14 protein-coding genes are annotated in these 14,385 nt (G+C 61.9%); 9 read left to right on the forward strand and 5 right to left on the reverse strand.

Features of this window, described 5'->3' with window-relative positions; all coding sequences use genetic code 11:
• Positions 1-7 precede the first annotated feature (7 nt).
• Both ACYAR8_RS24050 and ACYAR8_RS24055 read left to right on the forward strand, forming a co-directional pair.
• Complete coding sequence (locus tag ACYAR8_RS24050; RefSeq protein WP_166650608.1) at positions 8-184, forward strand: PA1571 family protein; 177 nt, start codon at positions 8-10, stop codon at positions 182-184.
• Positions 185-349: 165 nt separating this feature from the next.
• Positions 350-1,330 (forward strand): zeta toxin family protein, encoded by a 981-nt coding sequence (locus ACYAR8_RS24055; protein ID WP_463581261.1) that lies wholly within the window; start codon positions 350-352, stop codon positions 1,328-1,330.
• Between the two features lies 1 nt (position 1,331).
• On the opposite strand, the gene pdxB is transcribed toward ACYAR8_RS24055, so the two are convergent.
• A complete protein-coding gene (gene pdxB, locus ACYAR8_RS24060; protein ID WP_463581262.1) occupies positions 1,332-2,480 on the reverse strand; it encodes a 4-phosphoerythronate dehydrogenase PdxB in 1,149 nt (382 codons plus the stop codon).
• Positions 2,481-2,568: 88 nt separating this feature from the next.
• Positions 2,569-2,823: a sulfurtransferase TusA gene (gene tusA, locus ACYAR8_RS24065; RefSeq protein ID WP_074892403.1), complete on the reverse strand. Its 255-nt coding sequence runs from the start codon at positions 2,821-2,823 to the stop codon at positions 2,569-2,571.
• 209 nt (positions 2,824-3,032) lie between these two features.
• Between tusA and ACYAR8_RS24070 the strand changes: the two genes are divergently transcribed.
• The 6 genes from ACYAR8_RS24070 to ACYAR8_RS24095 are packed head-to-tail and all read left to right on the forward strand — an operon-like array spanning position 3,033 to position 9,117.
• The gene (locus ACYAR8_RS24070) at positions 3,033-5,975 is read left to right on the forward strand and encodes a monovalent cation/H+ antiporter subunit A (RefSeq protein WP_463581263.1); all 2,943 of its coding nucleotides are present in this window, start codon (positions 3,033-3,035) and stop codon (positions 5,973-5,975) included.
• Positions 5,975-6,319, forward strand: coding sequence for a Na+/H+ antiporter subunit C (locus ACYAR8_RS24075; protein WP_065986226.1), 345 nt, complete (start codon positions 5,975-5,977; stop codon positions 6,317-6,319). Before ACYAR8_RS24070 ends, ACYAR8_RS24075 begins: the two co-directional genes overlap by 1 nt.
• On the forward strand, positions 6,316-7,995 hold the full coding sequence (locus ACYAR8_RS24080; protein ID WP_463581264.1) for a monovalent cation/H+ antiporter subunit D: 1,680 nt from the start codon (positions 6,316-6,318) through the stop codon (positions 7,993-7,995). The genes ACYAR8_RS24075 and ACYAR8_RS24080 overlap by 4 nt, the downstream gene beginning before the upstream one ends.
• Complete coding sequence (locus ACYAR8_RS24085) at positions 7,992-8,480, forward strand: Na+/H+ antiporter subunit E (RefSeq protein WP_074892400.1); 489 nt, start codon at positions 7,992-7,994, stop codon at positions 8,478-8,480. The genes ACYAR8_RS24080 and ACYAR8_RS24085 overlap by 4 nt, the downstream gene beginning before the upstream one ends.
• Positions 8,477-8,755 (forward strand): K+/H+ antiporter subunit F, encoded by a 279-nt coding sequence (locus tag ACYAR8_RS24090; RefSeq protein WP_074892399.1) that lies wholly within the window; start codon positions 8,477-8,479, stop codon positions 8,753-8,755. The genes ACYAR8_RS24085 and ACYAR8_RS24090 overlap by 4 nt, the downstream gene beginning before the upstream one ends.
• The gene (locus tag ACYAR8_RS24095) at positions 8,752-9,117 is read left to right on the forward strand and encodes a Na+/H+ antiporter subunit G (protein WP_463581265.1); all 366 of its coding nucleotides are present in this window, start codon (positions 8,752-8,754) and stop codon (positions 9,115-9,117) included. The genes ACYAR8_RS24090 and ACYAR8_RS24095 overlap by 4 nt, the downstream gene beginning before the upstream one ends.
• 101 nt (positions 9,118-9,218) lie before the next feature.
• On the opposite strand, the gene ACYAR8_RS24100 is transcribed toward ACYAR8_RS24095, so the two are convergent.
• Positions 9,219-9,686, reverse strand: coding sequence for a hypothetical protein (locus ACYAR8_RS24100; protein WP_074892397.1), 468 nt, complete (start codon positions 9,684-9,686; stop codon positions 9,219-9,221).
• 926 nt (positions 9,687-10,612) lie between these two features.
• On the opposite strand from ACYAR8_RS24100, the gene ACYAR8_RS24105 reads away from it, so the two are divergent.
• The gene (locus ACYAR8_RS24105) at positions 10,613-10,849 is read left to right on the forward strand and encodes a DUF2789 family protein (RefSeq protein WP_463581266.1); all 237 of its coding nucleotides are present in this window, start codon (positions 10,613-10,615) and stop codon (positions 10,847-10,849) included.
• Positions 10,850-10,941: 92 nt separating this feature from the next.
• Here the strand turns inward: ACYAR8_RS24105 and ACYAR8_RS24110 are convergent, their stop codons facing one another.
• On the reverse strand, positions 10,942-12,405 hold the full coding sequence (locus ACYAR8_RS24110; RefSeq protein ID WP_463581267.1) for a T6SS phospholipase effector Tle1-like catalytic domain-containing protein: 1,464 nt from the start codon (positions 12,403-12,405) through the stop codon (positions 10,942-10,944).
• A 236-nt stretch (positions 12,406-12,641) separates the two neighbouring features.
• Positions 12,642-14,324 carry a methyl-accepting chemotaxis protein gene (locus ACYAR8_RS24115; RefSeq protein WP_463581268.1) on the reverse strand — a complete coding sequence of 561 codons (1,683 nt, stop codon included), beginning with the start codon at positions 14,322-14,324 and terminating at the stop codon, positions 12,642-12,644.
• Positions 14,325-14,385: the final 61 nt, after the last annotated feature.

Raw genomic sequence — 14,385 nt, forward strand, 5'->3', positions numbered from 1 at the left:
GACAGCCATGAGCTTGCAAAGCAGCAGCAATCAAGAACCCGTGTTCCGCCCTCAACCCGAACTGCAACTGGGTGGCGCGATTCTCGACAGAAACGGGCAGGAAATTCTGATTACTGAAGAAATGGTCCAGGCCGCCTGCCAGGAATGCGAGAAATACTGGGTGCAGCCCGAAAAACAAGATTGATGTGCAGCTTTGATTGAAACCCGGCCATGGCGCCGGGTTTTTTATGGGCGTTATAAACATTCTGCAATACACAGCGCGTTTATCCAGTTGCTCATTGCCGGGCACTGCGATTACGTCCTTGAGACTTTCAACAGTCAATCCGACTTAACTCAAGGAAGAACCGCCATGACCGAAACACACTACGCCTACACGCCAAAAGAACTGGATGCCGTATTCGAGGCGATCGTAGGCACCATGTTTGATGTGCCTAAAGACATTGCAGACGATGGAAGTCCTGCACCGAAGATCCTGGTGGTCGCCGGCGTGCAGGGCTCGGGCAAGACGTACATGCTGAACAATACGCTCCTCAAAACACCGGGCTACGGCAACTACGTGCATCTGTACCAGGAAAACTTCCGCGAGCTGCACCCTCGATATGCGGACTTCGCCGATCAGGACGTGACCCGCCGGTACAAACATACGGAGGCGTTCATCTGGGAGCTGTGCAGCCGCATCTTCGCTTATGCCCACAGCAACAAGTTCAACATCGTGATGGAAACCGCGCTGGACACCAAAGCGTTCGCCACGGTGATTTCGGGCCAGGAACTGGCTGACTACCAGTTCGACGTTCATTTGATCGGATGCAAGAAGGACTTCGTTCACCTCTCAACCATCAAGCGCGCCTTCAACGCGCTGGAAGCCGGGACCCTGGAGCGCTTCGTCGATATCGCGACCATCGAAACGAGCATCGAAAACGCCGAGGTCATTCTCAACGCGTTCGAAGAGGCCTGCATGAGGGTCAGTGGCTCTACGATCAGTCTGTACGAGCGGGGCTTCGGTGAACTGAAGAACCGAAAGAAGCTGTGCAGCAGCCGCTGTGATCGGGTCAGTTCGCTGACCCCTTACGTGTTCACCGACGAACAAGGTGTGGCGATCACCGTGCAGGAACAGATGCACCGGATTGAGCGTAGCGAGGCGTTACCGATCCCTTGCAGCTTCGCCAGCTTCATCGGGCTGATCGAAGCCCCGGTGACGCGCCCTGAAGATCGCGAGGAGGCGTGGCAAGAGGCCTATAACGCACTCCCGAAGATGCGCCGATTCTGGCAGCACGTTCCGCAACGACTGCCCGAAACGTTGTGGTCTTACATCAAGAAATACGCCGTGTGAATCAATCGGCGATCAACGTTGCGCCCAAGGCCTCGACGATCTGACGCAGGGCCGCCGACTCGCCGTTGATGCGCACCTGCAGGCTGTCGATTTCCCGGCGGGGCGGGTAATGCTTGCGTAGCGCGTCGAAGGCCAGGCGTTGGCTGTCGCCCCCCCCTACCAGACTGCGGCGGAAATCCGCGTCGTCGCGGCGAGGATCGTAAACGCCGCGACACAACGCATTCAGCGCCCAGACCGGGTCGGTCGCAGCGTCCAACGTGACCTGCGCCAGCCAGGGCTTGGGCAGCAGGTCTTCAAGCCTGAGGCTCGCCGGCTGGCCAAGGTGCGCACACAGGGCCTGATAGATTTGCGCCGTGCCGCGCTGCCGGCCGTCGAGGCTATAGCCGGCGATATGGGGCGTGCCGATCACGCACAATTCGGCCAGTTCGACATCGACCGCTGGCTCGTGCTCCCAGACATCCAGCACCGCTTGCAGGTCTTCGCGCTCCAGCAACACCTGGCGCAAGGCGGTGTTGTCGACCACCGGACCGCGCGCGGCGTTGATCAGCCAGGCTCCCTGCTTGAGCTGCTGCAAGCGGGCGCAGTCGAACAGGTGCCAGGTGGGCGTGTCGCCGTGTTTATCCAGCGGTGTGTGCAGGCTGATCACATCGCAGCGGCCGATGATCTCGTCGAGGCTGACGTAATCGCCGCCTTCACTGGCCTGACGCTGCGGGTCGCAGACCAGGACGTTCCAGCCAAGCCCGCGCAGGACCTCGATCAGGCGACCGCCGACCTGACCCGCCCCGACCACGCCATAGGTGCGACTGGCGAGTTCGACGCCTTCGATTTCCGCCAGAGTCAGCAGGCTGCCCAGCACGTAGTCCACCACGCCACGGGCGTTGCAGCCCGGGGCGCTGGACCATTGAATGCCGGCTTCTTTGAAGTAATCGAGGTCGAGGTGATCGGTGCCGATGGTGCAGGTGCCGACGAATCGTACGGGGGTGCCTTCGAGCAAGGCGCGGTCGACCAGGGTCACCGAGCGCACCAGCAGGATATCGGCCTCGGCGACGGCGGCGCGGTCGAGTGTGCGGCCCGGGTAACGCTGGATATCACCGATGCCTGCGAAAAAGGCGTCGAGCAGTGGAATGTTTTCGTCGGCAACTATGCGCATGTGAGGGCTCCTGGAGTGGCCGCAGTGTAGGCGCCAGCGCCCTGCCGAGCCAGCGCGAAGCGAAATGCGTCAGCTGATACGCAGCCAGTCAGTCGAGCTTCTTGCGGATCCAGTACAGGAACTCGCCGTCGCCCGCCTGTTTGTCCACCAGTTCGTGGCCGAGGAACACACAGAATTTCGGGATATCACGCTGGGTGGAAGGATCGGTGGCAATCACCTTGAGCAGGCCGCCAGGGTGCAGGTCACGCACCTTCTGGTGCAGCATCATGACCGGCTCGGGGCAATTGAGGCCGGTGGCGTCGAGCACGGCATCGACGGCGGGGCTTTTAATGGAATCAGACATGGGGCGCTCCGGAAACAGGCCGGCATTGTCGCCTAATTGATGAAGTACGCCAAATCGGTGAGCCGGACTTCAGGCGAACAAAGTTGTGTCAATTGCTATGGACTACGCTGCTGCCTACAAACTTTGTAGGATTCTGCGACATCTTGGCGTTTGGTCATCCCGGACCCGGCACGTATGATCCTTGACATTTCTTCGCAGATTAGAAGCCTATGTCCCTGATAGTTCTACTGCTTCTGCCTTTCATCGGCAGCTGTCTGGCGGCGCTTTTGCCGCACAACGCACGCAACAGTGAATCCATCCTCGCAGGCCTGATCGCTTTAATCGGCGCGGTGCAGGTCGCACTGTGGTATCCGCAGATCGCCAACGGCGGGGTCATCAGAGAAGAGTTTTTCTGGCTGCCCAGCCTGGGCCTGAACTTCGTCCTGCGCCTGGACGGTTTTGCCTGGCTGTTCTCGATGCTGGTGCTGGGCATCGGCGCGCTGGTGTCGCTGTATGCGCGTTATTACATGTCGCCGGACGACCCGGTGCCGCGCTTCTTCTCCTTCTTTCTGGCGTTCATGGGCGCCATGCTCGGGCTGGTCATGTCCGGCAACCTCATTCAAATCGTGTTTTTCTGGGAGCTGACCAGTGTCTTCTCGTTCCTGCTGATCGGCTACTGGCACCACCGCGCCGACGCTCGACGCGGCGCTTACATGGCGCTGATGGTGACCGGCGCCGGAGGCCTCGCGCTGCTGGTCGGGATGATGCTGCTCGGGCACGTCGTCGGCAGCTACGACCTGGACCGCGTGCTGGCCTCGGGCGATGCGATTCGCGCCCACGCGCTGTACCCCGTCCTGCTGACGCTGATCCTGATCGGCGCACTCAGCAAGAGCGCGCAATTCCCTTTCCATTTCTGGCTGCCCCACGCCATGGCGGCGCCGACACCGGTGTCGGCCTATCTGCACTCGGCGACCATGGTCAAGGCCGGGGTGTTCCTGCTCGCGCGCCTGTGGCCGTCGCTGTCGGGCAGCGAACAGTGGTTCTGGATCGTCAGCGGCGCAGGGGCCGCCACGCTGGTGATCGGCGCCTATTCGGCGATGTTTCAAAATGACCTCAAGGGCCTGCTGGCCTACTCCACCATCAGCCACTTGGGTTTGATCACGCTGCTGCTGGGCCTGAACAGTCCGCTGGCCGCCGTCGCCGCAGTGTTTCACATCCTCAACCACGCCACCTTCAAGGCCTCGCTGTTCATGGCGGCGGGGATCATCGACCACGAAAGCGGCACCCGCGACATCCGCAAGCTCAGCGGGCTGATCAAGCTGATGCCCTACACCGCGACGCTGGCGATGGTCGCCAGCGCGTCAATGGCCGGGGTGCCGCTGCTCAATGGCTTCCTGTCCAAGGAAATGTTCTTTGCAGAAACGGTGTTCATCACCTCCACCGACTGGGTGGAAATCGCTCTGCCAGTGATCGCCACGATCGCCGGGATTTTCAGCGTGGCGTATTCCCTGCGCTTTACCGTCGATGTGTTCTTCGGCCCGAAAGCCACGCGCCTGCCCCATACGCCCCACGAACCGCCGCGCTGGATGCGCCTGCCGGTGGAATTGCTGGTGCTGGCCTGCCTGATCGTCGGCATTTTTCCCACGCACTCCGTCGGCCCATTGCTCGCCGCCGCGGCGCAACCGGTGGTGGGCGGTGAGCTCCCCGAATACAGCCTGGCGATCTGGCACGGACTCAACGCGCCGATGATCATGAGCCTGATCGCCATGGCCGCCGGCATCGTTCTGTACCTGCTGCTGCGCGGCCCGATCAAGCGCAAACAGGTCAATGGCCCGCCGCTGATGTGGCGCCTGAACGGCAAGCGCATGTTCGAGCGCGTGCTGGTGCTGAAGATGCGCGGCGCGCGGCGACTGGTGGGGCTGCTGACGACCCGTCGCCTGCAGGCGCAGCTGTTTCTGATGGTGCTGGCGGCACTGGTCGCCGGCTTCGTGCCGATGTACGAGAGCGGGCTGAGCTGGGGCGATCGACCGAAGATCCCGGGTTCCGGCGTGTTCGTGATGCTCTGGCTGATCGCCATTGCCTGCGCCATCGGCGCTGCTTGGCAGGCCAAGTACCACCGTCTGGCGGCCGTGACCATGGTCAGCGTCTGCGGGCTGATGACCTGCGTGACCTTCGTCTGGTTCTCCGCGCCGGACCTGGCACTGACCCAACTGGCGGTGGAAGTCGTCACCACGGTGTTGATCCTGCTCGGCCTGCGCTGGCTGCCGCGACGCAACGAAAACGTGCCGCCGCCGTCCCAGGCGCGACGCCGGGCCAAGGTGCGGCGGATCCGCGATTTCGTCCTCGCCGTGGCGGTGGGCGGCGGCATGGCAGTGCTGTCCTACGCGATGCTGACGCGGCCGACGCCGAACACCATTTCCGAGTTCTACCTGAGCCGCGCCCTGGCCCAGGGCGGCGGCACCAATGCCGTCAACGTCATGCTCGTGGACTTCCGTGGCTTCGACACCTTTGGCGAAATCACCGTGCTGGCCGTGGTGGCGCTGACGGTCTTCGCCCTGCTGCGTCGGTTCCGTCCGCCGAAAGAAAGCATCGCTCTGCCGGCGCAACAGCGCTTGCTGGCCCGTGACGTGGTTACCGATCTGGTGAATCCGCGTCATGCCGCCGATACCGCGCTGGGCTTCATGATGGTGCCGGCGGTGCTGGTGCGCCTGCTGTTGCCGGTGGCCTTCGTGGTCTCGATGTACCTGTTCATGCGCGGGCATAACCAGCCGGGTGGCGGTTTCGTTGCCGGGCTGGTGATGTCGGTGGCGTTCATCCTGCAATACATGGTCGCTGGCACCCAATGGGTCGAGGCCAACATGAGCCTGCGGCCGTTGCGCTGGATGGGCACCGGGCTGTTCTTCGCGCTGGCCACGGGGCTGGGCTCGATGGCCCTGGGCTATCCGTTCATGACCACCCACACCGCGCACGTGGTCCTGCCGATCCTGGGCGACCTGCACATCGCCAGCGCGCTGTTTTTCGACATCGGCGTGTACGCGGTGGTGGTCGGCTCGACCCTGCTGATCCTCACCGCGCTTGCTCACCAGTCGGTGCGCAGCCATCGCCCGACCTCGCTGCCGCAGCCCATTGAACCGGTCCCGGCCGACAGCCCGATTTCACAAGGAGCCATCTGATGGAAGAAGTCATCGCCATTGCCATCGGCGTGCTTGCCGCCTCCGGCGTGTGGCTGATCCTGCGTCCACGAACCTTTCAGGTCGTGATGGGCCTGTGCCTGCTGTCCTACGGCGTCAATCTGTTCATCTTCAGCATGGGCAGCCTGTTCATCGGCAAAGAGCCGATCATCAAGGACGGCGTGCCCCAGGACCTGCTCAATTACACCGATCCCCTGCCCCAGGCGCTGGTGCTGACAGCCATCGTCATCAGTTTCGCCATGACCGCGCTGTTTCTGGTGGTGCTGCTGGCGTCGCGCGGTCTGACCGGCAACGACCACGTCGACGGTCGGGAGCTGGGTGAATGAGTGTGATGAATCAACTGATCGTCGCGCCGATCCTGCTGCCGGTGCTGACCGCGGCGCTGATGCTGTGGCTCGGCGAGAAACACCGCCCGCTGAAAGCGCGGATCAACCTCTTCTCCACCGGGCTCGGTCTGGCGATCGCCATCACGCTGATGATGTGGGTACAGAAAACCGGCACCACTGGCTCCATCGGTGTGTACCTGCCGGGCAACTGGGAGGCGCCGTTCGGCATCGTGCTGGTGGTCGATCACCTGTCGGCGCTGATGCTGGTGCTGACCGGCATCGTCGCCTTCTGCGCCCTGCTCTTCGCCCTGGCGCGCTGGGATCGCGCGGGGGCCAGTTTCCACGCCCTGTTTCAGATCCAGCTGATGGGGTTGTATGGCGCGTTTCTCACCGCCGACCTTTTCAACCTGTTCGTATTCTTCGAGGTGCTGCTGGCCGCGTCCTACGGCCTGATGCTGCACGGCTCGGGACGCGCGCGCGTGTCAGCAGGTTTGCACTACATCACCATCAACTTGCTGGCTTCGTCGCTGTTTCTGATCGGCGCGGCGCTGATTTATGGCGTCACCGGCACGCTGAACCTCGCGGACCTGGCGATAAAGATCCCTCAGGTGCCGGAGGGTGACTTGGGCTTGCTGCACGCAGGCGCGGCCATTCTGGCGGTGGCCTTTCTAGCCAAGGCCGGCATGTGGCCACTGAATTTCTGGCTGGTGCCGGCCTATTCCGCCGCCAGCGCACCGGTGGCGGCACTGTTCGCGATCATGACCAAGGTGGGTTTCTACACACTGATGCGGTTGTGGACGCTGCTGTTTTCCGGTCAGGCCGGCGCCTCGGCGTTCTTCGGCGGGGACTGGCTGATCTGGGGCGGCATGGCCACGATCACCGTCGCCGCGATTTCCGTGGTGGCCGCCCAGCGCCTGGAGCGCATGGCCAGTCTGAGCATTCTGGTGTCGGCGGGGATTCTGCTGTCGGCGGTCGGTTTCGCGCAGCCAAGCCTGACCGCCGGGGCGCTGTTTTATCTGGTCAGCTCGACCCTGGCGCTCAGTGCGCTGTTCCTGCTCGCGGAGTTGATCGAGCGCTCACGCTCGGCCAACGACATCGCCCTCGACGAAGACGCCGATCAGTTGCCCAAGGCGCTGGAGTCGTTGCATCCCGTGCCGGGGACCAATCTGGATGACGAGCAGAAAGCCGTGGTCGGCCACGTCATCCCCTGGACCATGGCGTTTCTGGGCTTGAGTTTCATTGCCTGCGCGCTGTTGATCATCGGCATGCCGCCGCTGTCGGGCTTCCTCGGCAAGCTGACGCTGATCAGTTCCCTGCTTAATCCGCTGGGCCTTGATGTGGCGAAGGACGAAAGCATTCGGGGCGCCAGCTGGACGCTGGTGGCGCTGCTGATTATTTCCGGACTGACGTCGCTGTTTGCTTTCGTGCGTGTCGGCATCAAGCGCTTCTGGACGCCCCAGGAACACGCGGCGCCCCTGCTGCGGCTCAACGAATGCCTGCCGATCGCTTTGCTGGTGGGCTGCGCCATTGTGCTGACGTTCAAGGCTCAGGCGCTGTTGCATTACACCCAGGACACCGCCCAGGCGCTGCATGACCCACAGCAATACGTGCTGTCGGTAATGGCGGCGCGGCCGATACCGGGGCCCGCCTCGGTAGCGGCAGAGGTGCAGCCATGAAGCGCCTGTTTCCCGCGCCGCTGTTGTCGCTGTCGCTGTGGGGCTTGTGGCTGTTGCTCAACCTGTCGCTGAGCCCGGGCAATCTGCTGCTGGGCGCCCTGCTCGGTTTTTTTGCGCCGTACATTTTCGCGCCGTTGCGCCCCTCACCTGCGCGGATCCGCAAACCCGGCGTCGCTGTTCGCTTGTTCCTGCTGGTGGGTCGCGATGTGGTGATGTCCAATCTGGCGGTTGCCTGGGGCGTGCTGCGCGCGGGCCGTCGTCCGCCGCGCTCGGCGTTCGTCAAAGTCCCGCTGGACCTGCACGACGCCCACGGCCTCGCCGCGCTGGCGATGATTTGCACGGTGGTGCCGGGAACGGTCTGGTCCGAACTGGCGCTGGATCGCAGCGTGCTGCTGATGCATGTGTTCGATCTGAACGACGAAGCGGCCTTCATCGAGCACTTCAAAAGCACGTATGAACGGCCACTGATGGAGATTTTCCAATGAGCGTCCTGCTCACAAACGCGATTCTGTTTACGTTGTCGGTGTTCACCCTTGCCATGGTCCTGACCCTGATTCGCCTGTTCAAAGGCCCGTCGGCCCAAGACCGGGTACTGGCGCTGGACTACCTGTACATCCTGGCGATGCTGATGATGCTGGTGCTGGGGATTCGCTACGCCAGTGACACCTATTTCGAGGCGGCGCTGCTGATCGCGCTGTTCGGCTTCGTCGGCTCATTTGCGCTGGCCAAATTTCTGTTGCGCGGCGAGGTGATCGAATGAATTCGTTGCAGGTGTTGCCGTTCTGGGTCGAAGTGCTGACCGCCCTCCTGCTGGTGCTGAGCAGCCTGTTCGGCCTGATTGGCGCGCTGGGCCTGTTGCGCCTGAAAGACTTTTTCCAGCGCATGCACCCGCCCGCGTTGGCCTCGACGCTGGGTGCGTGGTGCGTGGCGCTGGCGTCGATCGTCTACTTCTCGGCGCTGAAGGACGGTCCCGTGTTGCACGCGTGGCTGATCCCGATCCTGCTCGCTATCACCGTGCCGGTGACCACCCTGCTGCTGGCACGTACCGGGCTGTTTCGCAAGCGCATGGCCGGTGACGACGTGCCTCCCGAGGTCAGCGACGGCAGACAGCAGGGGCATTGAAGCTGTGCCGTTTGCGATGGCAGGACGCACGCCTGCCGCCCATCGCGTGTGGCGTGGGGGATGTGGGCGCGTTCCGTGTGCAGGTGTGTCGAAGCGCTTTCTTACTCGCTGGCTTTGAACGTCAGCTCGCCCTTGCGCCATTTGGCGGCTTTGGCGGTGGCGGCTTTGAGGACTTTGCTCAGGCCGGACTCAATTTGCTCGTGGGCGGCGAACACCATGAAGATGCTGTGGGACTCTTTGAACACGATGCCGTGGCCTTCCGGCACTTCGACAAAAGCGTATTCGCCCAGGCCGTAGATGGTCATCTTGATGTCGCGGAAACGGAGTTCGAACTTGCCACCTTCGCGGCTGGGCAATACCGCGGCACGGAAGTGGTCACCCACTTTCAGTTCCAGCCCGGGCTTGTCATCGACCACCAGTGCGGTTTCGGTGTCGATCTCCGACATGTAAATGCCTTCAGGGGATTGTTCGATGACATAAACGAATCGCGCCTGGAACAGCTTCACCAACTTCGCGCGCACGTCGCCGAGCACGAATAACGCGTGGGTATCCAGATTACCTACTGCCAATGTACAAACTCCCAACCAGATAGGAACTCGCCCGGACAGTGGGCCGGGCGAGAAAAAAACGAGAAATGGTGCGTCCTGAAGCCGGACGCTGGCGTGAGCACGGATTCTACCGGCAGTCAGTCTATACGGGCTATATCCCTTTCGTCCGGAGTGATGTGGTTTTTGACGCCCTAGGCTGTTTCAGTTGGCCTGACTCCACACAGTAGGACGCTATGGGATGTTTTAGTGGGACCGGCTTCAGCCGGGAAGAGGCCGGTTTGGGCACTCTCAATTTCGCGGTGTGCACCAGACGCTTTCCCGGCTAAAGCCGGTCCCACATAAATACCTCGCGCCTGCACTGGCTAACTGACTTCGCTGAGAGTCTGCTGCCTGACGCGGGCAATTCGTGCGCGCTTGGCCGCGAAAGCGGTGAATCAGGCGATACCGTCATCACTGGTCTTACGCCTTCGCGAGCAAGCTCACTCCTACAGAAGGCTGAGTGCGCCCCGGAACTCTGTGGCCGAACACAATCAACTGTAGGAGTGAGCTTGCTCGCGAAAGCGGCATTCGGGCCGCTGAAGATGTATCGAATGTACCAACCTCTTCGCGAGCAAGCTCACTCCTGCAGGAGGCTGAGTACGCCTCGGAATTCTGTGGCCGAACACAATCAACTGTAGGAGTGAGCTTGCTCGCGAAAGCGGCATTCGGGCCGCTGAAGATGTATCGAATGTACCAACCTCTTCGCGGGCAAGCGCGCTCCTGCAGAATGCGCGTCAGCCAGCGTCATCTGTGTTTCCCGCCCTGCCCCCCATGCCGACCAGGCCCCCCGGTCCCACACCTTCAGGCAATCAGTTAGAACTCTTGCCTGCCCCGCGCACTCCCATGCAACAGAAGGTTACTCACTGACTACGCCAATCCGGGTCCTTTGACCCGTTCGGGAGAAACAAATGGAAATCATGACGCCGTCGCTTGAGCTCTTGTTCGAACAAATGGGGCTGGAGTCCGATCAGGCCAGCATCGATTCATTCGTCGCTGCGCATCAGTTGCCGGAAGGCGTGAAGGTGTCCGAAGCCGATTTCTGGACAGACAATCAAGCGGCACTGCTCAAGGAAAAGATCCAGCTGGATGACGATTGGGCACCCATCGTTGACGAGCTGAACGTGTTGCTGCACACGCCGACCTGACCGGCGCAGGTGCAAAAAAAGGCGGCCCTTCGAGGCCGCCCTTTTTTTGCCTGATGTCCCGTTATCGTGACCCATTGTTGAATGCAACCCGGTCACTGTGGATAACCGGGCTGACCGACATTGAAAAACGTCTGCCGCCCGTTCTGCGCAGGTGCATGCACAAAAAGACCGTCCACCAGCGCGTCGCGACGGGCGTTGTTCCAGTGGGCCGAGCGATGGATATAGCGCTGATGCAACAAACTCAGCTCCGCGTCGCTCAACACCCCGCCCTCTCCTTTCGCGTGGCTGATCAGCTTGGCGGCGATGGGGCGCAATTCCGGTGGCAGGGTGATCTCTGCCGAGTCGCGGATCGGCAAAAACGGCACACCTTCATCAGTTGCCAGCGTGTGCATCACCCGCAGGTAAACGTGGGCCAGGTGGTTGTAGACGCGCCGCTCCAGCGTCACCGTCGCGACCACCGTTTTGACCCCGCGTGAGCTGCTGGCGAACCGTTCGAAACATTCAACGCCCAGCGAGGCGCTGTCATCCGTAGGGTCGAGCAGACGCTTGGCGTCGAGGGTGGACAGCTCGGCATGGGCCTGCAGCCAGGCTTCTGTGGCGTCGTACGGCGTACTGACGCTGACCAGACTGCGGCGAGGCCGGAACAGCGACACTTTCTCCACCTCCTGGGGTTGATAGCCGCCGCCGATGTCCGAATGGCTGCCGGGCAGGACGATTTCACGGGGCCAGTCGGGTTTGACGCTGTTGAGCACAAAGTTGCGACGATGCTCATCGCCGGCCACCAGATGCAGCACCTGCTGCGCGCACCCGGGAGGCAGAAACAGATTGACCCGTTTATTGACCCCATCGCGAACGCTGCCCAGATCGGAAATCCCGCCCACGGCAGCCACCGTGTCGAACAGCCCGACAACCTTCAACCGCACGCTGCCGCTGGCCCATGAGAAGCTGTCCGAGAGCGGCAGTTTGCGGGGGTCGAGCACCGGATCCAGCGCGCCCCGGGATTTTTTCAGCACTTCGTTGGCCAGATGCCGGGCCGAAGCCGCACCCCGACTGAAGCCAAACACGTCCAGCTCCAGCGCACCGATGACACAACCCGGGTTATCGCTTTCAAACATATGAAGTTCGTCGGCAAGTTTTTTGATGCCTCGTGACACTTTTGCCACCACGCCGGTGGTGCCGCGACCAAAGCCCTGGCCCGATACGCGGGAATCGCGCCCGCCAGAGGTAGTGCCAACGCCACTGACATACACCGCGCCATACACATACATGCCGTCCGGGTTAACAATTGCCTTGCGCTGTTGCCTGTATAAACCGGCGAGTCTTGCGATATTGGTGGGGCTGTTGCTGTAACTGCTGCCGGGGTCAGTGTGTCGGCCGCCACATTCTTTTATATGCATGCCGCCGTTAACTTCCGACATGGCCTGACAGTCGGCGCCTATCTGGCTATTCACCCGGTTATTACCGGTCCCGTCGAAGAACACACCGAGGCGGACGGTGACTTCCTGGGCGTCGGTGCGGGAATCGGCCGACGCATGAGTAGAGTTTTTCTTTGTCATTTGATTCATCCGTGAGTACTGACATGAGTCCCGAACAGGCATTTACATATTCGGACATATACTCACAGGATGATCGCACTTAACGTCCCGTCAACCGATGGAACTGCACTTCAGACGCTTCCTACTTCAATATCGGACGGTTAAATAGTTTTCCGGAGCTGCAAGCTACAAGTGGCAAGCTACAAGACGCCTGCTCTTAGCTTGAAGCTTGCAGCTTGCCGCTTACAACTTGCCGCTCAGCTTTTCTCCGGCTTATAGCCCAGACGCAGCCCGCCCCAATGCCGTCCCTTGACCATGATAGGCACGGACAGATCGTGCATCAGTTCGCCGGTGTCGCGGGTGTAGGTCTGCAGCAGCACCGGTTGCTGGTGGCTGCCGCAGCGAATGCCGGTGCGGTCGTCGAACTTGCGCTTGGTGCGGTTGTTGACCGCGTCGACCGCCGTGTCGCCCGTCAACGGTCGGCTGAACACCTGATTGTGGGTCGGCACGTAGCCTTGCTGTGTGCAGGCGATGGCGAAAACCATCCCCTCATGACGGGTGAGCAGCGGTTCCTGAATAGCCGGGAGCGTCTGATCGGTGTAGCGATCGAAGCGCGTCTGGTACTTGGCCGGCGAGGTGTTGGCGATGGGCTGATAGGTGCGGTCGAACAGATCGGTCAGGCTGACCCGGCCCTGATCGATGTCCTGCTCGAACTTCGCGGCGATCTGGCTGGCGCCTTCGCGCGCGAGGTCGTAGATGCGCTGGTGATAGTCATCAAGACCCACCTGAGCGAGGCGTTCACTGATGGTTTCCGCCTGTTCTTCCATCTGCAACGCCGACTGCGCCAGTCGCCGGGTCTGGTCATCGCTGATGGCAAGGTCGCTGCGCATTTGCTCGACGGCAACGAACAGGCTGCTCAGTTGCTCCTGATTGGTCTGCGCGCCCCGTGCGATTTCGCCGACCTGCTGTTCAACCCCAACGGCCAGCCGGGCAATGCTCGCCAGTTGCTGACCGGTGGATTCGACCTGCGCCACGCCACCGCTCAGGTCACCCGACAACTGCCGAATCTGCTCGACCACCTGACGGGTGCGCTGCTGGATATCCACGACCATCTCCCCAACTTCACTGGTCGCCGTCGCCGTACGCCCGGCCAGCCCGCGCACTTCATCGGCGACTACGGCAAAGCCACGGCCGTGTTCACCGGCCCGCGCCGCTTCGATGGCGGCGTTGAGGGCGAGCAGATTGGTCTGGCTGGCGATGGACTGAATCACCGCCGTGACACGCTGAATGTCTTCGCTGCGCTGGCTGAGGGCTTCGATGAGTTCACGGCTGCTGTCGGCCCGTTCACTGAGTTGGTGCATCAGGCCGATGGAAGCGTTGAGCACGTTGAGCCCGGCGCCGCTGCTCTCCCGCGCCTGGCTGGCGGCGGTCAGCGCTTGCTGGCTGAGGGTCGAGGTGGCGCGCTCGGTGGCAATCATCACGTCGGCACTGCTGACGATCTGCTCGGCCGCGTTGACTTGAGACTGCAGCTTGCCCGCCAGTTGCCTGACCGAAAACGCCACGGCCGCAGCAGACAGCGCGTTGCGGCTGGTGCTCCGGGACAGATCACGGGTCAGGCGCGTCATGTTGTCTTCGCCCGACTCTGCCAGGGCGACAGGCGTTCGCCCCGAAAAAAATCGCGGCACCCACAACAGCAACAGCGCAACGGGGAAGCACAGGTAGACGGACACATTACCCCAGGCCATCGCCGCGAACAGCAGACACAGCCCAAGGCTTTGCAGGGCGGGCGTCAGCCAGCGAGAACCGGTGACGACCTGCTGGTCGGCATCCCCGTGCGTCGGGTGAGAGGGTATTGCTGCGTGACGACCTTTCGCATCCATGTCCCGGACCTGCCCTGCTTTCATCATTGTGAAAGCATTAAACGCCCAAATAGCGGCCATGCGCCATGAGTCATTGGTGGTAGTCGGTCGGAATGTGCGGCGAAGGGGGCGTTAGAGGGGA

This window comes from Pseudomonas sp. HP_01, from assembly GCF_055284355.1.

Bases quoted from the DNA above. Each gene is read 5' to 3' on its own strand.
- ACYAR8_RS24085 (WP_074892400.1), top strand. From the start codon at position 7,992: ATGAAGCGCCTGTTTCCCGCGCCGCTGTTGTCGCTGTCGCTGTGGGGC.
- ACYAR8_RS24070 (WP_463581263.1), top strand. From the start codon at position 3,033: ATGTCCCTGATAGTTCTACTGCTTCTGCCTTTCATCGGCAGCTGTCTG.
- ACYAR8_RS24095 (WP_463581265.1), top strand. From the start codon at position 8,752: ATGAATTCGTTGCAGGTGTTGCCGTTCTGGGTCGAAGTGCTGACCGCC.
- ACYAR8_RS24115 (WP_463581268.1), bottom strand. From the start codon at position 14,324: ATGGCCGCTATTTGGGCGTTTAATGCTTTCACAATGATGAAAGCAGGG.
- pdxB (WP_463581262.1), bottom strand. From the start codon at position 2,480: ATGCGCATAGTTGCCGACGAAAACATTCCACTGCTCGACGCCTTTTTC.
- ACYAR8_RS24075 (WP_065986226.1), top strand. From the start codon at position 5,975: ATGGAAGAAGTCATCGCCATTGCCATCGGCGTGCTTGCCGCCTCCGGC.
- ACYAR8_RS24050 (WP_166650608.1), top strand. From the start codon at position 8: ATGAGCTTGCAAAGCAGCAGCAATCAAGAACCCGTGTTCCGCCCTCAA.
- ACYAR8_RS24080 (WP_463581264.1), top strand. From the start codon at position 6,316: ATGAGTGTGATGAATCAACTGATCGTCGCGCCGATCCTGCTGCCGGTG.
- ACYAR8_RS24105 (WP_463581266.1), top strand. From the start codon at position 10,613: ATGGAAATCATGACGCCGTCGCTTGAGCTCTTGTTCGAACAAATGGGG.
- tusA (WP_074892403.1), bottom strand. From the start codon at position 2,823: ATGTCTGATTCCATTAAAAGCCCCGCCGTCGATGCCGTGCTCGACGCC.
- ACYAR8_RS24055 (WP_463581261.1), top strand. From the start codon at position 350: ATGACCGAAACACACTACGCCTACACGCCAAAAGAACTGGATGCCGTA.
- ACYAR8_RS24090 (WP_074892399.1), top strand. From the start codon at position 8,477: ATGAGCGTCCTGCTCACAAACGCGATTCTGTTTACGTTGTCGGTGTTC.
- ACYAR8_RS24110 (WP_463581267.1), bottom strand. From the start codon at position 12,405: ATGACAAAGAAAAACTCTACTCATGCGTCGGCCGATTCCCGCACCGAC.